Origin of the sequence: Bradyrhizobium erythrophlei (assembly GCF_042430365.1) — a bacterium.
Taxonomy (GTDB): Bacteria; Pseudomonadota; Alphaproteobacteria; order Rhizobiales; family Xanthobacteraceae; genus Bradyrhizobium; species Bradyrhizobium erythrophlei.
Genome location: NZ_JBHMET010000039.1, coordinates 70,388 through 95,185, shown reverse-complemented (window position 1 = coordinate 95,185; position 24,798 = coordinate 70,388). Strand labels below are relative to the sequence as shown.

At 63.4% G+C, this 24,798-nt stretch carries 21 protein-coding genes and 1 tRNA gene; 10 read left to right on the top strand and 12 right to left on the bottom strand.

What is annotated here, in order from left to right; all coding sequences use genetic code 11:
- Nucleotides 1–390: 390 nt before the first annotated feature.
- The 7 genes from ACFFWD_RS06540 to ACFFWD_RS06510 form a co-directional block, all read right to left on the bottom strand.
- The gene (locus ACFFWD_RS06540; RefSeq protein WP_376962650.1) at nt 391–774 is read right to left on the bottom strand and encodes a hypothetical protein; all 384 of its coding nucleotides are present in this window, start codon (nt 772–774) and stop codon (nt 391–393) included.
- Nucleotides 771–1,301 (bottom strand): hypothetical protein, encoded by a 531-nt coding sequence (locus ACFFWD_RS06535; RefSeq protein WP_376962648.1) that lies wholly within the window; start codon nt 1,299–1,301, stop codon nt 771–773. The genes ACFFWD_RS06540 and ACFFWD_RS06535 overlap by 4 nt, the downstream gene beginning before the upstream one ends.
- Nucleotides 1,302–1,303: 2 nt before the next feature.
- Nucleotides 1,304–1,654: a hypothetical protein gene (locus ACFFWD_RS06530; RefSeq protein WP_376962646.1), complete on the bottom strand. Its 351-nt coding sequence runs from the start codon at nt 1,652–1,654 to the stop codon at nt 1,304–1,306.
- Nucleotides 1,655–1,891: 237 nt separating this feature from the next.
- Nucleotides 1,892–2,440: a helix-turn-helix domain-containing protein gene (locus ACFFWD_RS06525; protein WP_376962644.1), complete on the bottom strand. Its 549-nt coding sequence runs from the start codon at nt 2,438–2,440 to the stop codon at nt 1,892–1,894.
- Entirely contained in the window at nt 2,437–2,634 is a 198-nt protein-coding gene (locus ACFFWD_RS06520; RefSeq protein ID WP_376962642.1) for a helix-turn-helix transcriptional regulator, read from the bottom strand. The genes ACFFWD_RS06525 and ACFFWD_RS06520 overlap by 4 nt, the downstream gene beginning before the upstream one ends.
- Before the next feature lie 173 nt (nt 2,635–2,807).
- Nucleotides 2,808–3,509 carry a tyrosine-type recombinase/integrase gene (locus tag ACFFWD_RS06515; RefSeq protein WP_376962640.1) on the bottom strand — a complete coding sequence of 234 codons (702 nt, stop codon included), beginning with the start codon at nt 3,507–3,509 and terminating at the stop codon, nt 2,808–2,810.
- The gene (locus ACFFWD_RS06510; protein WP_376962638.1) at nt 3,490–4,101 is read right to left on the bottom strand and encodes an integrase arm-type DNA-binding domain-containing protein; all 612 of its coding nucleotides are present in this window, start codon (nt 4,099–4,101) and stop codon (nt 3,490–3,492) included. The genes ACFFWD_RS06515 and ACFFWD_RS06510 overlap by 20 nt, the downstream gene beginning before the upstream one ends.
- Before the next feature lie 124 nt (nt 4,102–4,225).
- Between ACFFWD_RS06510 and ACFFWD_RS06505 the strand changes: the two genes are divergently transcribed.
- Nucleotides 4,226–4,297: transfer RNA gene (locus tag ACFFWD_RS06505), tRNA-OTHER, on the top strand.
- Between the two features lie 103 nt (nt 4,298–4,400).
- Here ACFFWD_RS06505 and ACFFWD_RS06500 read toward each other — a convergent pair.
- Nucleotides 4,401–9,227 carry an NAD-glutamate dehydrogenase gene (locus ACFFWD_RS06500; RefSeq protein ID WP_376962636.1) on the bottom strand — a complete coding sequence of 1,609 codons (4,827 nt, stop codon included), beginning with the start codon at nt 9,225–9,227 and terminating at the stop codon, nt 4,401–4,403.
- A 410-nt stretch (nt 9,228–9,637) separates the two neighbouring features.
- On the opposite strand from ACFFWD_RS06500, the gene ACFFWD_RS06495 reads away from it, so the two are divergent.
- The 3 genes from ACFFWD_RS06495 to ACFFWD_RS06485 are packed head-to-tail and all read left to right on the top strand — an operon-like array spanning nt 9,638 to nt 12,903.
- Nucleotides 9,638–10,102, top strand: a complete 465-nt coding sequence (locus ACFFWD_RS06495) for a (2Fe-2S)-binding protein (RefSeq protein ID WP_376962634.1) — start codon at nt 9,638–9,640, stop codon at nt 10,100–10,102.
- Entirely contained in the window at nt 10,099–12,339 is a 2,241-nt protein-coding gene (locus tag ACFFWD_RS06490) for a xanthine dehydrogenase family protein molybdopterin-binding subunit (RefSeq protein ID WP_376962632.1), read from the top strand. The genes ACFFWD_RS06495 and ACFFWD_RS06490 overlap by 4 nt, the downstream gene beginning before the upstream one ends.
- Nucleotides 12,340–12,351: 12 nt before the next feature.
- Nucleotides 12,352–12,903 (top strand): hypothetical protein, encoded by a 552-nt coding sequence (locus ACFFWD_RS06485; RefSeq protein WP_376962630.1) that lies wholly within the window; start codon nt 12,352–12,354, stop codon nt 12,901–12,903.
- Between the two features lie 210 nt (nt 12,904–13,113).
- Here ACFFWD_RS06485 and ACFFWD_RS06480 read toward each other — a convergent pair whose 3' ends face one another.
- The gene (locus tag ACFFWD_RS06480; protein ID WP_376962628.1) at nt 13,114–13,599 is read right to left on the bottom strand and encodes a MerR family transcriptional regulator; all 486 of its coding nucleotides are present in this window, start codon (nt 13,597–13,599) and stop codon (nt 13,114–13,116) included.
- Between the two features lie 89 nt (nt 13,600–13,688).
- On the opposite strand from ACFFWD_RS06480, the gene ACFFWD_RS06475 reads away from it, so the two are divergent.
- From ACFFWD_RS06475 to ACFFWD_RS06465, 3 genes are all read left to right on the top strand, one after another.
- Nucleotides 13,689–14,927 (top strand): NADH:flavin oxidoreductase/NADH oxidase family protein, encoded by a 1,239-nt coding sequence (locus tag ACFFWD_RS06475; protein WP_376962627.1) that lies wholly within the window; start codon nt 13,689–13,691, stop codon nt 14,925–14,927.
- 128 nt (nt 14,928–15,055) lie between these two features.
- On the top strand, nt 15,056–15,967 hold the full coding sequence (locus tag ACFFWD_RS06470) for an acetoacetate decarboxylase (protein WP_376962625.1): 912 nt from the start codon (nt 15,056–15,058) through the stop codon (nt 15,965–15,967).
- A gap of 33 nt (nt 15,968–16,000) precedes the next feature.
- Nucleotides 16,001–16,837: an alpha/beta fold hydrolase gene (locus ACFFWD_RS06465; protein WP_376962623.1), complete on the top strand. Its 837-nt coding sequence runs from the start codon at nt 16,001–16,003 to the stop codon at nt 16,835–16,837.
- Nucleotides 16,838–16,873: 36 nt separating this feature from the next.
- On the opposite strand, the gene ACFFWD_RS06460 is transcribed toward ACFFWD_RS06465, so the two are convergent.
- Entirely contained in the window at nt 16,874–18,904 is a 2,031-nt protein-coding gene (locus ACFFWD_RS06460) for a YgiQ family radical SAM protein (RefSeq protein ID WP_376962621.1), read from the bottom strand.
- A gap of 158 nt (nt 18,905–19,062) precedes the next feature.
- A complete protein-coding gene (locus ACFFWD_RS06455) occupies nt 19,063–20,241 on the bottom strand; it encodes an acyltransferase family protein (protein ID WP_376962619.1) in 1,179 nt (392 codons plus the stop codon).
- A 377-nt stretch (nt 20,242–20,618) separates the two neighbouring features.
- Here ACFFWD_RS06455 and ACFFWD_RS06450 point away from each other — a divergent pair, with 377 nt between their 5' ends.
- A complete protein-coding gene (locus ACFFWD_RS06450) occupies nt 20,619–20,999 on the top strand; it encodes a hypothetical protein (RefSeq protein ID WP_376962617.1) in 381 nt (126 codons plus the stop codon).
- 70 nt (nt 21,000–21,069) lie between these two features.
- Here ACFFWD_RS06450 and ACFFWD_RS06445 read toward each other — a convergent pair whose 3' ends face one another.
- On the bottom strand, nt 21,070–21,945 hold the full coding sequence (locus tag ACFFWD_RS06445) for a LysR family transcriptional regulator (RefSeq protein ID WP_376962615.1): 876 nt from the start codon (nt 21,943–21,945) through the stop codon (nt 21,070–21,072).
- A 102-nt stretch (nt 21,946–22,047) separates the two neighbouring features.
- Here ACFFWD_RS06445 and ACFFWD_RS06440 point away from each other — a divergent pair, with 102 nt between their 5' ends.
- Together ACFFWD_RS06440 and ACFFWD_RS06435 are read left to right on the top strand one after the other, a co-directional pair.
- Entirely contained in the window at nt 22,048–23,109 is a 1,062-nt protein-coding gene (locus ACFFWD_RS06440; protein WP_376962613.1) for an alkene reductase, read from the top strand.
- A 607-nt stretch (nt 23,110–23,716) separates the two neighbouring features.
- Nucleotides 23,717–24,682 (top strand): AraC family transcriptional regulator, encoded by a 966-nt coding sequence (locus ACFFWD_RS06435; RefSeq protein WP_376962611.1) that lies wholly within the window; start codon nt 23,717–23,719, stop codon nt 24,680–24,682.
- Nucleotides 24,683–24,798: the final 116 nt, after the last annotated feature.

Sequence of the window (24,798 nt, the reverse complement as noted above, 5' to 3'; positions counted from 1 at the left end):
GCGTCGGCGCTCATCGCTTGCCCCTCGGGCTGCTCTCGGGTCCGAACTCTGAAAGGATGTCCCTCGGCTGCGGCGTCTCGCCATACTTCACGGGGCCATGCGTTCCCTGTGATCCGCTGCGACCGTGAACGGTGCGCCCCGCGCCGGGTCCGCCCTTGCCGATATTCGTCCCGACTGCGTTACCCATCGGCACGGGGGCCTTTGCCGATTGGTACAATGGCACGTTGGGGCGCTGGACTGTTTTGCCCCCAGCCTCGCTGATGTGGTTGCCGATCGATCGGCCGATATTCGAGACTGCGTCAGCGGAGACCTTACGAGTGTTCGCGGAGCCGCCGACCGGACGGACTTGGCGTTCGGTCTTGCCGCCGCCGCTGTGGGATTTGGATTTGCTCATTGCGTTCTTCCTTTCGGTTTGATGCTGGGTTCGTATTGGAGAAGATGCAGGAACTCATCGCCGTACCAACGGACCATCTGATCGTAGGCTTCTTGATCGAGGGCCTTCGCGTTGAGAGGGAGAGGGAGCGGGAGAGGGATGCCGACGAATGAATTGCTCTCTGCGTTGTCCCACGCTGTGGTGGGGACTGGCACCACGTAGGCGGATGTGGCCCGATCCGCAGCGGCTCGGGCTGCTGACTTGATTAGGTCGGATTGCGGGAGCGAGTCGAACTTGGACAAATCAGCTTCGTCAGCCGGAGTTCGGCTGACTTCAATCTCGGTGCCGGCGGGGATCAGCCACTGTCCTACGGGCCACGGGCTGAGTAAGCGAAATCTCATTGGTGGTCCTCCTCGCGTCGCCGACCCGTCAGCACATGCACGCCATGTCGGTGCAGGTGAGCGTTCACCAGTCCGTTGATGCGCTCTGCGGCCGCATCCAACTGCCGAAGCCCTGCGGCCCACGTCTCCCGCGATTGCGGATCGGGTGCTCGGCGAGCCCAGAACCGAAACCAATCCCATGCGTTCCGGAACAGGAGCCAATGCTGTTCGAACGTCAGTACCCGACCGCTCTTGTAGATTTCATCGGTGGTGCGAGTGTCGGCAATGAATTCTTGCTGAGCCTTCTGCAGATTGACCTCTGCATTCGGCGGCGGCACCTCGTTGAGGCAAGTGAAGTCGTCGTTGTCGAACACGCAGAGCTTGGGCTGATCGAACCGAAAGGGCGGTCCCTGTTCGTCAAGCGGTAGCGGATCAAGCCCAGCGTTAGATTGAGCAGCTATCCGTGCCATGCGATCAATCTCCGTGATTGAAATCCCAAACCGCTTCGAGAGCCCCTTCAACAGCTTCAACACTTCATCGTTGGTCATCGTCAGCGCTCCACTACAGTCATGTCGGGCAGCCAATTCACGTCTTCGTTGAGCGGAGGCTCATCGGGCATCGAGGCCATGGCGCGGGACCAGTCGGGCGCAGTGAGTGGTACAGACGGCTCCGCTCTGGTCACGTGCAACGGCGCAGCGTTTGCGAAGCGTCCGCCGGGCGCAGCGTCGGCTTGTGCATGTTCGAAGTAGGTCGAGGCTTCGCGTTCCTGCCGGAGGCGTGCGACGGCTTCCCGGCGTTCCTCCGCATAGAACCCGATCCGACAGTCGTCCGAACAAAACTTGTGCTTGGCTTCTCGCGGGATGACGGGGTTGCCGCAGTAAGTGCATTTGCGTTCGATCATGGTGCGCATCCTTTGATTGTATCATACCAGTATACACGTATTACGAGATAAAGTCAAGCGTTGTCAATGGGTTACGGGATCGAACGGCACGCCCGGGCCATAAAAACGGCACGCCCGGGCCATAAAAAAAGCCTCGGAAGCGCGGTGGCATCCGAGGCCGGGGATCGCGATCAAAAAGAAGGGGCGGATAAATGATCCGCCCCTAAAGAAATGCTCGATCAGAAAGTTACTTGATGGTCACGCTGAACATTCTCTGATGAACTTGGTTTTGTTCTCGTCCGAGAGTTTGTTCCAGACAGCTTTGAATTTGCTGTACTCCTTTTCGGTCTCGGTCTTCTCGTTCTTGTATCTTTCAACGGTGACGTGGCTGACGCTGAGCTTCCGGGCGATTTCGCGACTTGAAGCGTCAGGATACTGCGCGATGTAGGCCTTGATCCGTTCTGCCTTCTGCTCAGCGGTAAGGTGACGACGCGCACCATTCTTTGCGTTCGAATAGGCTTCGGCCTCCACTTCGTTGCCCGTAAACAGCAGGAAGTTCTCCTTAGTGAACTTGTGCCCCACGGCAATCCCGGCCTTGAGGCGATTGCGTCCATCAAGGACCATTGACGGATTACCGAACAGCACGATTTGCTCATTGGGGAGGAAGCCGCGATCCGTCATCGAGGTCTTCAGGTTCTCGAAGTCATTATCACTCGCCATGGGAAAGTCCGCCGCGATCGGATGATGCCTGAGCTTGGCAATATCAGGCATGACCGGTACGGGGATCAGTTGAGCCTTGTCGTTCATCGCGCCGCCTCCTCGCTGGTGCTGCTAACGATATGAGTGGTGATCCAAGTGTCGAGATCGGCAGGCCGGTACAGCACCCGGCGGCCCGCTTTGACGAATGGTGGGCCGTCGCCGCTGACGCGCCAGCGTTCTAGGGTACGTTCTGAGAGGCGTAGTAGCGCAGCCGCCTCACGCTGCATAAGCAATGCAGGCATGATCGTTCTCCAACGATGTTTGAGGAAGCGGCGAGCCCGAAGGCTATTCTGGTGCGACGGCTGTTGAGCCTGAAAGCTCTTTCAGCTTGCCGAGAGCCTACGCTTATTGCGTAGGTCATTACCCCGATCCGGATGCCGTTGATTGTCTATAGCAGACGTGAGCCGTCGAAATACTAAATTGTATCTGAACGCCCACGAATTTTTGCGGCGGGCTGTAAATTGCAACTCGCATCGCCGACAAGCGCCGCCACATGTTCGCCCCAGCGCTCCAGCGCATCGCGCATCTCGGCCGAATAGAGTGCCCGATTGTAGACTCCGGCCACGCCCGCCCGGTGGCCGGACACATGATTCAGCACAGCTTCCACGATATGCGGCAGCACGCCCAGCCGATCCGCCATCACGGTTGCGGCTGTACGTCGAAGATCGTGCAGGCGCCAATCGGGCAGGGGCTTCACTTCGTCCACGTCCTCGCCTGCATCCTTTGCGGCCTTCTGCCGAGCCTCAAGAATGCGGGTATCAAGCGCGGCCTTCGATTTCGACCAGCCGGAGAAGCCGCGTTGCGGATCGCCATCCCGACGCGGCCCGTCGCCGAAGATGAAATCGCGATCATTGCGCCGGGGCTGCGCCTCAATCAGCGCCAGCGGAGCAGGGGCCAGCAGCAGCGAATGCTCACGATGATTTTTCGTCCTGGCTCCGGGGATAGTCCACGTCGCCCCGGCCACTTCGGGCCATCGCATGCCGCCGACTTCGTCGCGACGCTGAGCGGTCAACGTCAACAGCCGGACAATGCGACCATAGTCATCATCGCGACATGCGCGCCAAATCTCGGATAGCTCGGCGTCGGCAAGGACCCGGTCACGCGCCTTGGGCTCCACCAGGGCGGTTAGTGCCGATCACGGGATTAGCCGCGATGTCGAGCCCTTCGCGGATTGCCCAATTGAACATGGCCGACAAAGCCGCTCGGGCCCGGCCCGCAGCAACTGCCCCTTGGGTCTCGGCTATCTCGGCAAGTCGAGCGGCGATGTCGCGTCGGCGGATATTGAATACCGAGACTGAATGCAGCGGTTTCCAATCGATCAGCAAATGCCGTTCCGTTTCGGCATAGCTTCGCGGCTTCTGCTTCTTTCGCGCATGCTTAAGATACTCGTCAGCAATTCTCCGCAAAGTGTCGGCCGCCTGAAGCGCCGCTTGGGCCTTTTCGTCCGCAGGGTCTTCGCCATCCGCGACAAGCCCCAGCAGCCGCTTGGCTTCGCGCCGGGCCTTCTCGGGCGTCCACCGCGAGCCATGGGGGCCAATGGTGTAGAACCGTTGCCGACCGTGCGCCCGGTACTTGATGACGTAGGCCACTGCGTCACGCTGCCGACGAGCACCAAAGCCCCGCACCGCTTCTTTGTGGTCCGCGTCCCAAATGCTTTCGCCCGGAGCGAGCGCTTGTACGGCGCGGACCGTGACGCTCTTGAGTGCCATCTGAGGGTCCCCGTAGCTACCACGTAGCTACCACCGTAACGCAAAACGCCGCGTGACCCAAGGTAGCCTTGTCGGCAATGGGCTTTGAATTCATTTAGCTTTTGTGGCTACTGACGGCTGCCTCGCAGCCCCGTCGGCCCCGGCGATCAGACTACGAATCTGAGGGTCGGACGTTCGAATCGTTCCGGGCGCGCCATTCTCCCCTTTGCTTGCGATGCCGCTGATCAATCGTCGGCATCGCTGCGCTTCCCCGCCCCAGCACTGCGCCTTGCGGTTTCAGATCGCTGCTTCGCACACCCTCAGGCCTTGACCAGGTCCCCGAGCAGGTTCGCTGCAACCGTCAGCTTGGCGAGAGTCAGGCCGCTGGCGGCGATCTCCTCGACCGAGCGGCGGATGCGCGTCGCTTCGGGGTGAGCCGCGAGCCAGGTCTCGACGGCCTGCTGGCCGGACTGGCCGGTTGCCAGCATATCCGCGGCCAATCTTCTTTCGGCGGCAGCGATCTGCTCGACGGCGCGATCGATCGCGATCCGCTCGAAATAGTCGTTGGCCGGCACGCTGCGCGCGGCGGCGATGATGCGGTCGAGACGGAAATTGGCTTCCGCGGCGAAGAAGGTCGCAGCCGCCTCGCCGATCGGGCGGGCGGTGCGCTCGGCAACCGTCACGATATCGGGTGCCGAGACCAGCGCGTCGAGATCGGCGAGCTCGCCGGCGAGGCCGGGCGGGACGCCCGCGTCGGTGAGTTCCTGCCGCCGCTTGCCGCGCGCGGCCTGCAGGTCCGGCGGCAGGGTGGTGTCGAGCCCGGCGACGATCTGGCGGATCGCCGGGCCGAAGCGCGCGACGACGGCTTCCAGCCCATCCTTGAAATCGACATTGCGCACGTACCAGACCATGCGCGAGAGCAGGAGGTCCTGCACGGAAGCGTAGAGCGACAGCTGCACCTGCCCGTCGATGCAGGTATCGAGCGCGTCGATCGCGTCATTGAGCCACTTCAGCCCGTAGCATTCGTCGACCGCCACATAGGCCATGACGATGATCGGGATATCGGCGTCCGTCTCGTCGATCAGGCGCACGACACAGGCCGGGCCGCCGCGGTTGATCACCGCATTGGCGAGGCTGGTCGCGATGATCTCCCGCCGCAGGCGGTGGAATTCGACCGCGGTCGGGAATTTGTCCTGAACCTCGCGTGGAAAATACTGCGATAGTTCGCGGGCGAGATAGGGATCATCAGGCACGCTGGTGACCAGCAGGTCATCGTAGAGGGTCAGCTTGGCGTAGGCGAGCAACACGGCAAGCTCGGGCCGCGTCAGGGACTGGCCGCGCCGTGTGCGCTCGGCGAGCGCTGCGTCGTCGGGCAAGAACTCCACCGCGCGGCTGAGCAGGTTGCGCCGCTCGAGCGACTGCATCAGGCGGGTGAGGAAGCCGGTCTCGGCCACGCCCTTGCGCTCGGCCAGCGAGAGCGCAAGCGTCTGCAGATAGTTGTTGCGCAGCACCAGCGTGCCGACCTCGTCGGTCATCGCGGCAAGCAGGCTGTTGCGATCAGCCGGGCTGAGGCGTCCCTCGCGCTCGAGGCGCGCCAGCGCGATCTTGATGTTGACCTCGACGTCGGACGTGTTCACGCCGGCCGAATTGTCGATCGCGTCGGTGTTGAGCCTGACGCCCTTCTGCGCCGCTTCAATGCGGCCGCGCTGGGTGACGCCGAGATTGGCGCCTTCGCCGATCACCCGGGCGCGCACGTCGCCGCCCGTGATGCGGATCGGATCGTTGGCGCGGTCGCCGACCTGATCGTCGCCTTCGGAGGAGGAGCGGACATAGGTGCCGATGCCGCCGAACCACAACAGGTCCGCGCGCGCCTTCAGGATCGCCGTCATCACCTCGAAGGGCGTGGCTTGCGGCTTGTCGAGATCGAGCAGGGCGCGCACCTCCGGCGCGAGTGGGATCGCCTTGAGGTGGCGCGAGAACACGCCGCCGCCCGGCGAGATCAGCGACTTGTTGTAGTCCTGCCAGCTCGATCGCGGCAGGTCGAACAGGCGCTTGCGCTCGGCGAAGCTGATCGAAGGATCCGGCGAAGGATCGATGAAGATGTCGCGATGATCGAAGGCCGCCACAAGCCTTGTCGCCGGCGAGAGCAGCATGCCGTTGCCGAAGACGTCGCCAGACATATCGCCGACGCCGACCGCGGTGAAGGGCATGGTCTGAATGTCGGTGCCGAGCTCGCGGAAGTGGCGCTTGACCGCCTCCCAAGCGCCGCGCGCCGTGATCCCCATCTTCTTGTGGTCGTAGCCCTGGCTGCCGCCGGAAGCGAAGGCATCACCGAGCCAATGGTTCTTCTCGATCGAGATCGCGTTGGCGACGTCGGAGAAGGTGGCGGTGCCCTTGTCGGCAGCGACGACGAGGTAGGGGTCGTCGCCGTCGTGGCGCACAGTGGAGTCGGGCGGTACGACGATGTCGCCGTCGAGATTGTCGGTGAGTTCGAGCAGCGAGCGAACGAAGATGCGATAGGCTTCGGTGCCTTCCGTGAGCCAGGCGTCGCGATTGGAAGGCGGCGGCAGGCGCTTGGGCACGAAGCCGCCCTTGGCGCCGACCGGCACGATCACGGCGTTCTTGACCTGCTGCGCCTTCACCAGGCCGAGGATCTCGGTGCGGAAATCCTGCGGCCGGTCGGACCAGCGCAAGCCACCGCGCGCAACCTTGCCAAACCGCAGATGGATGCCTTCGACACGTGGTGAATAGACGAAGATCTCGTAGAGAGGTCGTGGCGCGGGCAGATCGTCGATCCGGTGCGCGTCGAACTTGAAGGAGATCACCGGACGCGGATGTCCGTCGTGGCCGATCTGCCACAGATTGGTGCGGATGGTAGCCTGCACCAGATTGGTGAAGCGGCGCAGGATGCGGTCTTCATCGAGCGAGGCGACCGATTTGAGCTGCTCCTCGACCTCGGCAAGCAGGGCCGTCTCGCGTGCCGAGCGCTCGGCGTCCGTGGAGGCGAGGCGCGGATCGAGGCGGGTCTGGAACAGCGCGACGAGGGTGGCCGTGATCGCAGCGTTCTTGCGCAAGGTCTGCCACATGTAGTCCTGGGTAAACGGAGCGCGAATCTGGTGCAGGTAGCGCGACAGCGCCCGGATGGTCGAGACTTCGCGCCAGCCCAGGGCGGTGCGTAGGATCAAGGCGTTATATCCGTCGGATTCGGCGCGATCGCCGACCACCGCCATGATCGAGGCTTCCAGCCGATGGCTGAAGTCCGGATTGATCTCGATCGGCTGGCCATCGCTGGTCTCGATCGTCATGTCGTGCAGCCAGACCGGCTCCGGCCTGTTGCCGGGCACGATCTGATAGGTGCGCTCGTTGACCACGCGCAGGCCGTGATTTTCGATCACCGGCACGCGATAGGACAGCGATAACGGTGCGGCGTCGGAGAACACCTTCAGGCCGAAGCGTTTGGGATCGTCCTCGCCCTCGTCGCGGTGAACCGAAATCGTCACCGGGCGGGCCGGGGTCAGCCGTTCGATGGTCGCGATATCGGCGATCGCCTGCTCAGCAGTGAAAATCTCGCTATAGCCGCCGCTAAAGGATTGGGCATAACGGTTGGCGAGCATGCGCGCCCGCATGCCGTCGGTCGATGCGGCGAGCGCGGCCTTCAGCTTGTCGGCCCAGGTCGCGGCGATGGCGCTGATCCCGGCTTCGAGCGTGGCGCGCTCGACGACGGGCGTTTTGCCCTCATAGCGCCCGACGATGTAGTGGACGCGCGCAAGCGCGCCTTCAGGGAATGATACGTAGGAGGCGGACAGGGTCCCCTTGTAGACCTGCGACAGGAAGGCACCGACGCGCGTGCGGACATCGGTGTCGTATTTGTCGCGCGGAATGAAGGTGAGGATGGAGACGAAGCGATCGAACTTGTCGACCCGCGCCAGCGCCCGGACGCGCGGGCGCTCGTAGAGGATCAGGATCTCGATGACAAAGTTATAGAGTGTGTCGACATCGATCTGGAACAGCTCGTCACGCGGATATTCTTCGAGGATATGCATGAGCGCCTTGCCGGAATGGCCAGCCGGATCGAAGCCGGCGCGCTGGAGCACCCGCGCAACCTTGTGGCGGACATAGGGGATCTGCCGTACCGAGCGGGTATAGGCGCCTGAGGTGAACAAGCCGACGACGCGCAATTCGCCCTCGAGCCGGCCGTCGGGCGTATAGAGCTTGATGCCCACATAATCCATCCGGATGCGGCGATGGACGCGGCTGGAGACATTGGCCTTGATGACGATCAAGAGCGTCGGCTCGTGCATGAACTCGCGGATTTCCGACGTCATGACAACCATGTCGTTGCCGCGGCGCAGGACCTTCACGTCAGGATCGCGCAAGATGCCGAGGCCTTCGCCGGTGGTGATGTCGTCGGGCGCATCGCTGTCGGGCGAGAAGCGATATTCGCGCACGCCGAGGAAAGTGAAATTGTCCGCGCAGAGCCATTGCAGGAACTGGTTGGCTTCGGCGACCTCGTCGATCGGCAACGGCGGCGGATTAGACGAGAACGTCTTGATCGCTTCCTCGACACGGTCGCGCATGGCGCGCCAGTCGGTGACGCAGGAGCGGACGTCGTTCAACGTCCTGGTCAGGCCGTCGATCAGTTTCTGGCGATCGGCATCGGCATCCAGGCGGGAGATGTGGAGATGAATCAGGCTTTCGCGCGCCCCCTTGGCTCCCTCCGGGAGGGTCTCGCCGTAGAAGCGCACGAGCTTGCCCTGGTCATCGCGCTCTACGGCGATGATCGGGTGAGCGACGAGGGTGACTTCGATGCCCTGCTCGGCGAGCTCCGCCATGGTGGAGTCGTACAGGAAAGGCATGTTGTCGTTGAGAATCTCGAGCACGGAAATCTCGCGCCCGTTCGGCAACGTCGGATTGACGACGCGGATATCGGCGCGGCCTGCCGTGCGCCGCTGCACGTGCTCCCAGGCTTGCTCCGCCAGGAGGGCAAGCGAGGCGGCGTCATAATTGGCGAGATCCTCGATATTGGTGTAGCCGAACAAGGGTTCGGCAAAGGCCCGGGGGCTCTTGCCCGGCGTCACGCTGCCCGCGGCATCGCGGATCAGGGTTGCCCGGGCCTTGTCGTCACGCCACGCCATAATGTCCTCCATTTGCCGCGCCGTCCGACCGCTGCCACGGTCATCAGCTTGATTCTGGAGTGCATCTCTTCAAGCGCCGCGATCGCATGCGTACGCGACATCCTCGGTCTCGAAGCTTCGACAGCTCCCGACGACAATACTACGATGCCGGAGCGAAAGGCGCACGCTGTCCTGTCGTGAGGCTGGCCGAGATTCCATGCGGCGGTGCGTCAGGCCGAGGCCGCACCAACCGCCGTCGAACCACGGCGGTAGAAAAACTGCAAGCAATTTCAATTGCGTACGAGTCCAAGGGGCGTCTCGAACCTGACAGAGGATTTGCCACGTTTGCATTCCGGGAGGATAATCCTGCGGCCGATCAGCTCTGGTTTGCGACTAAGATCATCAGCTGAGTGGCGCGCAATCAGCCGTGCTCCGGAGAGTTCATGCGCCTGAAGGTCAACGGAACGACGCACGAGGTGAATGTCGAAGACGACATGCCTCTCCTCTGGGTGCTGCGAGACGAGTTGGGTATCAGCGGCCCGAAATATGGCTGCGGGATTGCGATGTGCGGTGCATGCACGGTGCATGTCGACGGCGCGGCCGTGCGGTCCTGCTCTCTCCAGGTCGGCGATGTCAGTGGCGAGATTACCACCATCGAGGGGCTCGGATCGCCGCAAGCGATGCACCCGGTTCAAGCCGCATGGGTTGAGCACCAGGTGGCTCAATGCGGATATTGTCAGTCCGGGCAGATCATGGCGGCAGCTTCGCTGTTGAACGTCAATGCCGAGCCAAGCGATGAGGATATCGACCGTGCGATGTCGGCGAACCTCTGCCGTTGCGGGACCTATGCTCGCATCCGGACAGCGGTAAAGGCAGCCGCCGCCAAACTGCGCGAGAAAAAGCCATGAGCCGCGCTGGAAAGATTGCCCGACGCAGCTTTCTCGCCGGCTCGGCTGCGGTGGCGGGCGGCGTTGTGTTCGGGATCTACGCCTACAAGCGGACGCCGGCCAATCCTCTGCTCGAGGATCTCGAAGACGGGCAGGTCGCGCTGACGCCTTACGTGCGGATTGATCGCAGCGGCGTAACGATCATCACCCCGCGCGCCGACGTCGGGCAGGGAGTGTACTCCGTGCAGGCGGCACTGGTCGCCGAGGAGCTGGATCTCGCGTGGGAGCAGATCAAGGTCGACCCGGGGCCGCCGAGCGCGGCCTACTACAACGGCAAGGTCCTGGCGGAGGGCCTGCCGTTTGCGGCGACCGACGGCAGCTTCCTCGCGCGCGAGGCGCGCGCGTTCGGCGACGTCCTTGGCAAGCTCCTGGGCGTGCAGGTGACTGGCGGCTCATCGACGGTTGCCGACGCTTACGAGAAGATGCGCATGGCTGGTGCCGTCGCCCGCGAGGTGCTGCTGCTGGCGGCCGCGAAGCAAACCGGCATAGGCAAAGCCGATCTCAAGACAAGAGATGGCGCCGTTGTCACGCCGGACGGCAGGTCGCTGAGCTATGCTTCTCTTGCGGCAACGGCGGCGACCATCGCCGTGCCAACGAGCGTGAAGCTCAAACCCGAGTCGGAGTGGCGTTACCTCGGAAAGGTGATGCCGCGGATCGATATGGTGGCGAAGTGCACGGGCACGGCCGCCTACGGCATCGACCTCAGAATTCCGGGCATGGTCTATGCCACCGTCCGCACCAATCCGCGTCTGGGTGGTGGCGTCAAGAGCTATGACAGCGGCGAGGCCGCCAAGGCGAAGGGCGTCATCAAGATCGTCCCGATCACAGGTGGCGTCGGCGTCATCGCCGACAACACCTGGCGCGCCTTCAAGGCCGTAAACCTCATCAAATTCGACTGGGGGCCAGCGCCTTATCCTGCGAGTAGCGAGGCGATGTTCGAGACGGTGGCGGCGTCCTTCATCCCGGCGCGCCGCGACAGTCGCCTCAAGGACGAAGGCAATGTCGAGGCCGCGCTCACGAGTACAAGCGTGATCGAAGCCGAATACAGAGTGCCTTACCTCGCCCACGCGCCGCTCGAACCCATGAACGTCGTCGTCCAGCTCAAGGACGGCCGCCTCGACATTTGGACCGGAACACAGATCCCGATCTTCCTGGTGCACGGGGCGGCGTCCGTGTCCGGACTTGGCGCCGAAGACGTTCATCTTCACGCGCAGATGTCCGGTGGCAGCTTCGGCCGGCGTCTGGAGGACGACTATGTCCGCCAGGCGATCGAGCTGGCGAAGGCGTATCCGGGGCGGCCAATCAAGATGACGTGGACGCGGGAGGAAGATATGACCCACGACTTTCCGCGTCCGCTCGCCGTGGCACGCATGCGCGGCGGCGTGAAGGATGGCAAGGTTGACGCCTATGATCTCGGGATCGCTTGCCCATCCGTGAACGCGTCACAGTTGGGTCGGCAGAACCTGTCGATCCCGGGTCCTGACGTTGCCATCGTCGCCGGCGCCTGGGACCAGCCGTTCAAAATTCCGAACTATCGCGTGACGGGTTATCGGGTGCCGGAGCTTGTGCCGATCAGCTCCTGGCGCTCGGTCGGGGCGTCTGGAAATGGCTTCCTGCACGACTGCTTCCTCGATGAACTGATCCATCTCGCCGGCGCGGACCCGCTGAAGGAGCGGCTGCGGCTGTGCTGGCACGAGCCCTCGCGCAAGGTGCTCGAGGCGGTAGGCGAAATGGCCAATTGGGGAAGCGACCTCGGCAAGGATCGCGGGCGCGGGATTGCCTTCACGCTGTCGTTTGGCGTGCCGGTCGCGGAAGTGGTCGAGGTCACCAACACCTCGCACGGCATCCGGATCGACAAGGTCTTTGTCGCGGCAGAGGTCGGCAAGGTCCTGGACCCTGAGAATTTTGCGAACCAGGTTCAAGGCGGTGTCATCTGGGGGCTGGGCCACGCCATGAACGCCGAGTTGACATATGCGGACGGGATTGCGCAGCAGACGAATTACCACGCCTATGAAGGCATGCGACTTTACCAGGCGCCTCGGATCGAGATTCGCGCGCTCGCGAACACCAGCGAGATCCGCGGCATCGGAGAGCCAAGCGTGCCGCCCGCCGCTGCTGCGCTCGCCAACGCCATCTTTGCCGCGACCGGGAAGCGCATTCGCGAGTTGCCGCTGAACAAGCATGTCGCGTTCGTCTGAGGGCCTCGGCAAATGATCCGTTATGTGCTTGCCATCCTGCTGATATCCACTCCTGCCGTGGCCCAGGATCAGGGGCTGCAGGTCTGGAGCAAGATTTACGAGGTCTTCTCGCACCCCCGTTGCGCCAATTGCCACGTCGGTCCCGAGAACGTGCCGATATGGTCGGGTTCAAGTTACGGACCCACGCCGCGCCCCCACGGCATGAATATCAATGCGGGCATGAGCCGCATTGGCGCCGAGTCCATCGCCTGCAGCGCATGTCATGGTTTGCACAACTCGCAAGTCACGCATGGTCCGCCCGGCGCTCCGGAGTGGCTGCTTCCGCCACCGGACATGCAATGGTTCAGCAAATCGAGCGCCGAGATTTGCGCCCAGATCAAGGACCCCGCGCGCAACGGCAACCGAACCATCGACAAGATCGCCGGACACATCGCGCAGAGTGAGCTTGTCCATTGGGGTTGGGCACCGGGCCCGGGACGGGAGTCCGCTCCCTACTCCGCGGCTCAATTGGTCGAATATGTGAGGCAATGGGGCGCGGCAGGCGCTCCTTGTCCGACGAAATAGACCGGACGCGAATCAAGCACGCTCGAGTCGGACCCTGCCTACGGGGCAGCAAGGTGGGTGGCGGCACGTCTTTGACCGTGGGGCAGCGCAACGGGCTTTGCCGGTGCATGCCTAGAGCCCCGTTCCGCTAGAACCGGAACGGGGCTCTAGATTTTTGTTTTGACGCGGTTTTCTTCACGCGAACCGGTGTCCACTTCGCTTGAAAACGCTCTAGCGGGCCTTCGCAGATCGGCGCCGGGTCGCCTTCTCGAGCAGCTTGACGTCGCCGGCCGCCATGGTCGGGCGCTCTCTCGCGCCGTCCATCATCCGCGACAGAACCCGTCGCGCATTGGCGGCACAGTCGATGTCGTCCGGCTTTGCCTCGATATCCTTGATGAGTGCGACGAGTTGCGCCTTGCTCTGCGCCAATCGCGCCTCCAGCGCCTCGATATCCGCCACCTTGCGGCGGAGCGTTCCAATCAGCGCGCCATGCTCCCATTGCTCCAGGTCGGAGGGCAGCAATGTGCGAATCTCGTCAAGGCTGAAGCCGGCCTGCTGCGCGGTGGCAATCAAGTCGAGCATGAGCACCGTCTCCGGCGGATAGGTCCGGTAGCCATTCGGCCGGCGTTCGACCGTCTTCAACAGGCCGATGCTCTCGTAAAAGCGGATGCGCGAATGGGTGAGGCCGCTGCGTTTCGCCAGTTCCCCGATCTTCATGTTCGGCGCTCCTCAGCAATAATAAACGCTTGACCCTCAACTTAACTTAAACGTTAGGGTGGCGCAAAATCTTTCTTTGGAGACCGCCGATGTCGTTGTTTTCCCCACTGACGGTGCCCAGCGGCGCCGTGATCCCGAACCGCATTGCCAAGGCCGCGATGGAAGAGAACATGGCCGACGCCGACCATGCGCCCTCTGAAGAGCTGCTGCGTCTCTATCGCGCCTGGGCCGACGGCGAAGCCGGGTTGATCATCACCGGGAACGTGATGGTCGACGCCCGCGCCATGACCGGCCCCGGCGGCGTGGTGCTGGAAAACGACCGTCATCTCGACCGCTTCAAGGCGTGGGCCGAGGCCGGGCGCGCGCGCGGTGCGCAGATATGGATGCAGATCAATCATCCCGGGCGGCAGATGCCGGCGGCACTCGGCCAGGAGACGCTGGCGCCGTCGGCGGTCGCGCTGGACCTCGGGGCACTGTCGAAGCAATTTCCGATGCCGAGGGAGATGACGGCGGCCGACATCGCGGAGGTCGAACGCCGCTTCGTCACCACCGCGCGTCTCGCGGAACGCGCGGGATTCACCGGCGTCGAGATCCATGCCGCGCATGGTTATCTGCTCAGCCAGTTTCTCTCGCCGCTGTCGAATCGTCGGCAGGACCGCTGGGGCGGAAGTCTCGAGAACCGGGCGCGCCTGCTGCTCGACATCGTGCGCGGCGTGCGCGCTGTGGTCGCGCCCGGTTTCGCGGTTGCCGTCAAGCTCAACTCGGCCGATTTCCAGCGCGGCGGCTTCACGCCGCAGGACGCCCAGGCCGTGGTCGCGATGCTCGCGCCGCTCTGCGTCGATCTCGTCGAGCTTTCCGGCGGCAGCTACGAGGCGCCGGCGATGATGGGGTCGGCGCGCGACGAGCGCACGCTGGCGCGCGAGGCATACTTTCTCGAGTTCGCGCGCGACATCGCCAAGGTCGCGACGATGCCCCTCATGGTCACCGGCGGCATCCGTCGGCGTGAGGTTGCGGAGCAGGTGATCGACAGCGGTGTCGCCATGGCAGGGATCGCCACTGCGCTCGCGATCGAGCCGGATCTGCCGCGCAACTGGCGGCTCGGCCGAACCAACGTCCCGACCCTCAAGCCGATCACCTGGAAGAACAAGCCGCTCGCCTCGTCAGCGCATATGGCTGCCGTCAAATACCAGTTGACCCGCCTCAGTCGCCGCCGGCGGACGGCACCCGGCGTTTCGCCGGTTTGGGCGCTGGTCGTCTCGCAGGCGGCCGCAAGGCGCCGAGCCAAGCAATATCGCCGCTGGATGGAGGCGCGAAAGGCCGCGGCCTGACGATAAGCGGGTGCCTCGATGCTTGACCTTGAAGTTCGGTTTAACCTTACGATCGGGCCGCTGGCCGTCGATCGGCTCGCTCCCGGGGAGCTTCCTGTCGGGCCAGTTGTCGAGAGAGGCTGTCGCGTATGAGTAGGCAGTTCGCAGAGGTCGAGTTCGGGGGGCACAAGGTCGATGTGCCCGAAGGAGGATACTACGACCGATTTCGGATGAACCCGGATCTCGATGCCGTGGCGCGAGACCCCGCCGCAGGTAATATCGACTACTTCCGCCGAATACCCAAGCAGCTGGTCGCCTCGAGAGTCGGCCCCACATGGGCTCCGAACTTCTACTACCGCAGCAGCAATATCCAGCTGCTCTTTCTGGCGCCGATATCCCGCCTGCGGGCGATGCTGCCGATGCCTCTCGAGCCTCTGCGGGCATTTCCAGGAACCGGATTGGTGGCGCTGACTTTCTTTTCGTACGCGGTCTGCGACAACGATCCCTACAACGAAGTTTCCATTGCCGTGGTGATCCGTCGGCCTGGCGCGCGCGGATCGCATGCGCTGGAACTGCTCAGATCCGTACGGCGGCGAAGCTTCTTCGCGCATGTGTTGGCGCTCCCCGTCACGACGGAAATCGCGCGCTTGCGCGGGGTGTATGGCTATCAGTTGCCCAAGTGGCGCGCTGAGATCGACGTGAACATCGGCACTGACGCGACGGCCTGCATAGCTACCGCCGACGGCACCCCGGATTTGTCCCTCAGTGCGCCGCGTCCGACATTATGCAATGTCGCGCCCCAATCGCACATGGGGACAAACACCATGATCAGCCTGATCGATGGGGAATGGCATCAGACCTCCGTTCAGTCGAACACGCTCTCGTTTGCGGAACGCCTGTTTCCGCGAAACGTTAAGCTGTTGCGCAGTGGCGGGCCAATGAGCCAGCTACTCGACGGTCTGGGGGCGTCTACCATCCTCCGCCTCGACGTGGTCAAGGACGCGCAACTGGTTCTGAATATGCCAACGCGGTTGAACATGTTCGATCATGCCGAAAGGTGAGAAGCCCCTTCGCGAGAGTAAGGAGACGAGGCCATGACATTCGTGACAACCAAGGACGGGACAAGCATCTTCTACAAGGATTGGGGACCAAAGAACGCGCAGCCAATCGTCTTCCATCACGGCTGGCCCCTCAGCTCGGACGATTGGGATGCGCAGATGCTGTTCTTCCTGGCCCAGGGCTATCGAGTGGTCGCCCACGACCGTCGCGGTCACGGCCGCTCAAGCCAGGTCAGCGACGGTCACGACATGGACCACTACGCCGCTGACGCCTCGGCAGTGGCCGAGCATCTCGACCTGAAGAACGCCGTCCATATCGGCCATTCCACCGGCGGCGGCCAAGTTGCGCGATATGTCGCCAAACACGGCCAGCCGCAAGGTCGGGTTGCCAAGGCGGTCTTGGTCAGCGCCGTTCCGCCGCTGATGGTCAAGACCGAAAGCAATCCCGGCGGCACCCCGATCGAGGTGTTCGATGGTTTTCGCGCCGCCCTGGCTGCCAACCGCGCGCAATTCTACCTTGATGTGCCCTCCGGACCTTTCTACGGGTTCAATCGCGCGGGCACGAAGGTCTCACAGGGGATCGTCCAGAACTGGTGGCGCCAAGGCATGATGGGGAGCGCCAAGGCCCAGTACGAAGGCATCAAGGCCTTCTCGGAAACGGACCAGACCGAGGATCTGAAGACGATCACAGTGCCAACGCTCGTCCTGCAAGGCGACGATGACCAAGTCGTTCCCTATAAGAATGCAGCACTCCTGCAGGACAAGTTGCTCAGGAACAGCACGCTCAAGATATATCCGGGCTATTCGCACGGCATGCATACGGCGAACGCCGACGTGATCAACGCCGATCTTCTCGCATTCATACGCGGATGAAGTTCGACCGCCGGGCCGCGCCGTTCCGCGGCCCGCTCACTTCATCACCCGCACGCCCTTGGTGGTGAATCGCTGCGTCCGATCGCCCTGGCGCACGGGCCGTCGTGTGCCGGCGGCCTTGCCGGTGCCGGGAGGTTGGTGGGCGGGCACGAGCTGATCGGGCCGGGAGCCGATCAGGTCAGAGCGGCCCATCTGTCTCAGCGCTTCGCGCAGCACCGGCCAGTTGTCGGGGTCGTGATAGCGCAGAAAGGCCTTGTGCAGCCGGCGCTGCTTGAGCCCCTTAATCGCCTCGACCTTGTCGCTTCCTCCATGCCGCACGCCGCGCAGCGGATTGACGCCGGTGTGGTACATGGCCGTGGCGGTCGCCATCGGCGACGGCAGGAACGTCTGCACCTGATCGGCGCGGTAGCGGTTCCTCTTGAGCCAAAGCGCGAGGTTCATCATGTCCTCGTCGGTCGTGCCCGGATGCGCCGCGATGAAATAGGGGATCAGGTAGTATTTCTTGCCGGCCTGCTCCGCGGCGGCATCGAACATCTTCTTGAAGCGGTTGTAGGTGCCGATCCCCGGCTTCATCATCTTGTCGAGCGGACCGCGCTCGGTGTGCTCGGGCGCGATCTTCAAGTAGCCGCCGACGTGATGGGTGACGAGCTCCTTGATGTATGCGGGGCTCTCCACCGCGAGGTCGTAGCGCACGCCGGAGGCGACCATCACCCTCTTGACGCCCTTCACCTCGCGCACCTTGCGATAGAGCCGGATCAGGTCGTCGTGCGAGGTGTTGAGGTTCGGGCAGATCTCGGGGAAGACGCAGGACGGTCGCCGGCACGCGGCCTCGATCTTCGGATCCTTACACGCCATCCGATACATGTTGGCGGTCGGCCCGCCGATGTCGGAGATCACGCCGGTGAAGCCCGGCGTCTTGTCACGAATGCGCTCGATCTCGCGCAGGATCGAGCCCTCGGAGCGGTTCTGGATGATGCGGCCCTCGTGCTCGGTGATCGAGCAGAACGTGCAGCCGCCGAAGCAGCCGCGCATGATCGTGACCGAGAACTTGATCATCTCCCAGGCAGGAATCCTGGCATCGCCGTAGGACGGATGCGGCGCGCGGGCGTAGGGCAGATCGTAGACCGCGTCCATCTCGGTCGTGGTCAGCGGGATCGGCGGCGGGTTCAGCCACAGGTCACGGTCGCCATGGCGCTGGACGAGCGGTCGCGCGTTGCCGGGATTGCTCTCCCGGTGCAGCACGCGCGAGGCGCGGGCATAGGCCTCGCGGTCCTGCTCGACCTGCTCGCACGCCGGTAGCCGGATCACGGTGTCGCCGGGATGGCGCGATGCGCCCTCATCCGCGGAGTCGAGATCGTCGGCATGCAGCTCCGTGTAGTTGTCTGGCACGCGGCGGAAGAGCGCGACGCCCCTGATGGAGTCGAGATCGCGCGGCGCTTCGCCCGCGGCGAGCCGGTGCGCCACCTCGACGACCGCGCGCTCGGCATTCCCGTAGAGCAGGAGATCGGCCTTGGCGTCGGCCAGCACCGAGCGGCGCACCTTGTCTGACCAATAATCGAAATGCGCGATGCGGCGCAGCGACGCCTCGATGCCGCCAAGCACGATCGGCACGTCCTTGAACGCCTCGCGACAGCGCTGGGCGTAGACGATGGTGCAGCGGTCCGGCCGCTTGCCGCCTTCGCCGCCGGGAGTATAGGCGTCGTCATGGCGCAGCCTGCGGTCCGCCGTGTAGCGGTTGACCATCGAGTCCATGTTGCCGCCGGTGACGCCGAAGAACACCCTTGGCTTGCCCAGCGCCTTGAATGGTTCGGCCGAATGCCAGTCGGGTTGCGCGATGATGCCGACCCTGAAGCCTTGGGCTTCGAGCAGCCGGCCGATGATCGCCATGCCGAAGCTCGGATGATCGACATAGGCGTCGCCCGTCACCAGCACGATGTCGCAGGCATCCCAGCCGAGCGCCGTCATCTCGGCGCGGTTCATCGGCAGGAACGGTGCCGCCTTGCCGGGGTGCGCCCGGTGGCGAGGCCAGGAAGTCAAGAACTGTTCGGCGTGGGCAAGGCTGTTCATAGGGGCCACGCATAAGACCCCGGCGCCGCGAATTCAACCGGCCGTCGAATGGCAGATCGGGTTCCCGGGCCTTCCGGACACTGCCGAGGGACGTGGTCGGACGCCGCCCGCAACTTACGGGGATTGGAGATCGAGAACACGCGGACGGTTTGAGGCTTTCAACTTTCGGGCCCGGCGAAGCGATCGAGAGACCTCGCTTCTTGCGCCGCCGGTGATGCACTGATCTGCCCTGTCGGGATGAAGTAACGATGCAGCTGAAGCCGAGAGCCTGCTGTCAGGCGGGTCATGACGGACATCAGCCCTTTAATCAGCGGTTTGCGGACCGGCATTTCTACGAAGCGCCAGACGAGGAATGAGGCGATGAGCATTCCGGCCAGAACGAGCATGAACGCGGCATACTTGCCGATGTGCGGTGCAAGCGCATTGAGCAGGATGTAGCCGATGAATTGGTGCAACAGATAGAGCGGGTAGGTCAGGCCGCCCAGCATCAGTATCGTCGGCGACGGACGCACGACGGATCGGAGCAGGATTGCGCCGGCAAAGATCGCGTGCACTGCGACATTCGCGGCGACGAGGTGAAGGTAGGACGGCGCGACTCCAAGATGCGCGATCATCCAGTTCTGCGAGAAGGTGATGGTCTTGCACGACAGCAGGAACGACGCTGCGAGAAGCGCCAGCACTTGCGGCGAGCGGCCTCTTGAAACCAGGTGATAGGCCAGGATTCCGCTGGCAAAGAACGGCGCATAGGCCGTCACCAACAGGATGCGCAGCGCGCCGCTACCGAGGAGGGTCTCGTTCAGCGCGGAAACTGCCAGCCAGACGGCGACAATGGTGAGCTTTCGGCGTGGATAGACGCCGGCGAAGATCAGCGCGGCGAACCAGCCGTAAAACACGATCTCCAGCATGATCGACCAATAGACGCCGTCCATCGCAAGCCGGCCAAAGGCGGGCGCGAACATCGAAAGATTGGCGGCATAGGTCAGAAGATCGGTCGGGAAACGCGGATCGCGGGCAATCGCGAGCACGACGAACGTGGCCGTCATGCAGACGAGAAATCCGGGATAGAGTCGAACGAAGCGCGCGACGGAAAACTCCTGCCAGTTTCGCCCCTCGGCCGACCAGGAGATCACGAAGCCGCTGATCAGAAAGAACAGGTTGACGCCGAGATAGCCGTAGATGGCGAACGGCGCCGCCGCGGCGTACCCGCTGTCGAGATCGCCTGCGATCTTGCCGCGAAAGCAATAGTGGAAGAAGACAACAGCCAGCGCTGCCAGCAGTCTCAACAGATCCAGCGACGCCATACGCGACGAATTTGCAGCGCTTGCTGTTTGGTTCATGATGCGTCCTCGACCGTCACGCTAGCGTAAGCGTCGGGCGGCCGCGTCCTTCAAACGCACGAAGAGGCGCGCGAGAACCTTGTCCCGTTGGACACAGATCGGTTCGGGGTGGCTCTGCCGCGCCGGCGCCGGGCGGATGTTCGATCCGCTGACGGAAAACAGCGCTGTCGGACGGGATTCTCCGTTCCCTCAGGCGTGGACGCTGAATGCCGGCTAAGGCGATGGTTTAAAAATCTAACAATATTTCAATTGTTTATTGGAGTGGGGCGGCGGTATTTTCCGTCCGCCGTAACTCCCAGAACCTGTTGGCGCCGATCGACGACAAACCCGGCATTGGAACAATGTGACCGCCCCGCGCGCGGTCCCGGGAGAATGAAATGATGTCGGACAGGGCCATCCTCGCCTGCATCGTCTGCAGTGCCATCGTGCTGGGGTCGCTCGGCGCGTCCGTGCGCGCGGAGACGCCGGCAAGCTGCAGGGAGCCGCAGGCAGGCAGCAAGGGTGTCCCGATGTTTTCGCCGCCGCTCGCAAGCGCCGTGACCGGCACCGGGCGGCTGCAGTTCTATTCGGCGCCGAACCTGCACTGTCCGATCAGCGGCGTGTTCGTCATCCCGGATGACGAGCTCGTCACCTACGCCCGAACCCATGATGGCTGGTCGTCGGTGATGTACACAAATCCCAGAACCGGCAGCAACGTCTCGGGCTGGGTGAGATCGGCAAGGCTCAGGGAAACCGGGACCGTCGGCCCGAAGCAATAGGGCCGCGTCGGATCGCGGCCGGTGTCATGACTCCTGCGCGGGCACGCAAGCGCCGCGTCTCGCCGAATGGTCACGCCCGGTTCAGGCACTCACTCAAGAACTCGATGAAACGCTGCGTTTTTGCTGGTAGCAGACGCGTCTCGGTGACGGCGTGCACGGCGACCGGCGTCGCCTGCCATTTCGGCAGCACGCGACGCAACCGCCCGTCCGCCAGATCCTCGGCGACGATGGCGTCCGCCAGCATGGCGATGCCCAGGTCCAGCAGGGCCATGCGCCGGATCATGCCGATGCTGTTGAGCCGGAAACGGCCGCCCACGGTCACATCCACCGATTGCACCCCGTCACGCAACGTCCAGGCGCCGCCCCTCGGGAAGTCGAGACATTCATGCTTGTCCAGGTCGGCGGGGCGGCTCGGTTCGCCTGACAGCGCGAGATAGCGCGGCGAGGCGAAGAGATAGCGCGGAATCTCGGCGAGCTTGCGCGCGATCAGGGTCGAATCCGGCAGCTCGCCCATGCGGATCGCCACGTCGAACGGCTCGGCGACCAGATCGACTCGCCGTGGCGTCAGGTCGAATTCGAAGCTGATCCCGGGATAGCGTCGGGTGAATTCCGCCAATTGAGGCGCAAGAAAAGTCATGGCGAAATCCACCGGCAGGGACACGCGCAAGACGCCGCTTGGCTGGGCAAGCATCTCACCGAGTTGCTCGTGGGCTAACCGCGCCTCGTCGACGATGCGCCTGCAACGCTCGAAGTAGAGCTGGCCTGCTTCGGTCAGTTCGATCTTGCGCGTCGTGCGGTGCAGAAGCCGCAACCCGATCGCCTTCTCGAGGCCGCTGATCCGTCGCGACAAGGTGGAGTTGGGCACGCCGATCGTATGCGCCGCCCGGCGGAAACTCCGGGCTTTCACGACCTCGACGAACAGCGCCATGTCGTTGAGCAGTTCCATGATTGCTCCATTAATGGATCAATCATTTCAGTATTAGCAGATTTATCCCGCAGATGGAGAGCCCATCTTTCCCTTCATCGTCTCTGACAGGGAATTCATTCCATGAACCGATTGTTCTCGTCTGTTCGCGTTGGCCGCACCACGCTGTCTAACCGCCTCGTCATGGCGCCGATGACCCGCTCCAGGGCGGACTACGCAGGCGTGCCGGGCGACCTCGCCGCCCGCTATTACGCCGAGCGCGCCAGCGTCGGCCTGATCGTCACCGAGGGCACCCAGCCGTCGGACGATGGGCAGGGCTATCTCGCGACGCCGGGCATCTACACCGACGCGCATGTCGGTGGCTGGAAGAAGGTCACGTCGGCCGTGCATGATGCGGGCGGCCATGTCTTCATCCAGCTGATGCACGCCGGGCGCATGTCGCATCCCGACAACACGCCACATCATCGTCAAGGCGTTGCGCCGTCCGCGATCGCGCCGGGAGCGCCGATGTTCACCGCGAAGGGCATGCAGGACATCCCCGCGCCGCGCGCCCTGACCACCGCGGAAGTGCGGCAGACCGTTCAGGATTTCCGCACCTCGGCGCGCCGCGCCATCGAGGCTGGTGCCGATGGTGTCGAGATCCACGGCGCAAACGGCTATCTGGTTCATCAGTTCTTCGCTCCGAGCGCCAACGCGCGCACCGATGAATATGGCGGGTCGATCGAAAACCGCGCGCGTTTCGCCATCGAGGTGACGTCAGCCGTTGCCGATGAGATCGGCGCGGACCGGACGGCGATCCGCCTGTCTCCCGGCACGGCGATGTGGGGCATCGACGAAGGCGCTGAAGGGCCGGATCTCTGCCGCTATCTGGGCGCCGAACTCGACAAGCTTGGTCTCGCCTATCTGCATATCTTGCATCACGGCAACGAGCCGCTTCTGACCGACATCCGCAAGCTCTGGAAGCAGCCGCTGATCCTGAACCGGCCGGGCCGCTCGCGCGACCAGATCGGCGCCGACGTGGCATCGGGGCTGGCCGATCTGGAAGCCTACGGCCAGATGGTCCTCGCCAATCCGGATTTCGTCGCGCGGCTGAAGGCGAATGCGCCGATGAATGATGCAGACCGTAACACCTTCTTTGGCGGCGCCGCGCAGGGCTACGTCGATTATCCCGCCTTGAGCGCCTGAGGATCAGCCGGTTCGTTTCGTTACCGCCCAAGGATTGGCGGCGGATGGTCTTGCCATAGCATGCATGTCGGCGGAAGGTCTGCGGCGCTCACGCTCCGCAGACGATCACACCGCACCAGCCCAGCCATCGATAAGGCTCGTAGCCGGGGGCGTGCGGAAGACCAGCGCGCGAGCGATGCTCGGCTGGTGCCGGATCGTGTTAGCTACAGCCGTCCCCTTGCACTGTCAGGCACCTGGCTTGATCTCAAGAGAACCAGGGCGTTAGACCACGGCAATTTCGTCGCGCGAGCTTCCTTGAGCTCGTGACGAAGGGATTGTATGTTGCCGCTGCTTTGCTTGGTGGGAATTTTATTCCAGTCGGCCCCGCATGACCGGTTCTGACGATTGCGATTTGCACTTTCAGTGATGAGCAGGATCGTTTCCGCAACCATCCAACTCCCGCAAAACTCGACGACGGGACGCGCTCCCGGCGCGGTTCGGACCTTGATCGCGCGCGCACGCGGATTCGACGAAATCTCTTGCGTCAACCGCTGCTTCGGATTGTCGCCGACCGCCGATCGTCGCAACAGCCCGCGAACGGCCTGAGCGGGATCGGCCTCAAAGCTGCATGAAGCGCATTGCATTTTCGTCAGACGATCTGCCGGCGGCGCTCGACGATCGTGCCCGCTTTTCGCAGTGGCGCGATATCTACAACGACGTTATCCGTCCGACGGACGTGGCTCGATTTTCGGACCGGCCATTTTCGGCCTGTTATGAAGTTCTGCCGCTCGCGTCTGCGGTGATTACGCAATTTCGCGGAGCTGCTTCCTCGCTGAGGGGTTTGTCAGCGCGTGTCACCGACAATCGCGGCTTATTCCTCAGTTTCGATCTGGGTGGAGGGGGACGCAGACTGAGCCAGTGCGGAAAGGATATCATTACAACCGGCGATGGTGCCTTTTTGGCATCGCTCGCCGATCTGGGGACGGTCGAGCTGCTGCCTGGGACAGGTGCGCTGAGTGTGCTGTTGCCCTCCGATCAACTATTATCCGCAGTGCCGGATGTCGAAGATCTCGTCGCGACGAGGCTGAATGCCGGCCACCCCAGCATGGTCTACCTCCGGAGGTACCTGCAGTTTCTCATGCAAGACGATGGCATCGGCGATGATCCGGCGCTCGTCAAACACATCGACACGACGCTGGTGGATCTCGCGGTATTGGCGCTCGGCGCGCAACGCGACGCGGCCGAGGTCGCGAGTGGTCGCGGGTTGCGGGCCGCGCGATTGAGAGAAGTACTCCTCGCCATCAAGAACGGCTTCGACGATCCAGCCTTCTCGTCCGGGCAGGTTGCGCGCGCTCACGGGGTGACGTCGCGCTACGTCAATGACCTGCTTTACGAAACCGGCAAGACGCTCGCCGAGCGAGTGCTGGACCTTCGACTGGAAAAGGCGCACGCCATGCTGTCAAACCGCGGGCACGATCACCTCAAGATCGGTGAGATCGCGCTCTCGTGCGGTTTCAATGAAGTATCCTATTTCAACCGCTGCTTCCGCCGCCGCTATGGCCTGTCACCGACGGCCTGTCGCGGCGGCGCGTGATGCGTGCTTGCGCTCCGGGCTGCGACGCGGCCGATTTGTGATTATTTCACCACAAGTGCGAATTCTATCACGGACTTCCTGGCAGTCCTGATCCGCTGCCCGTCAGTGCAAGACGC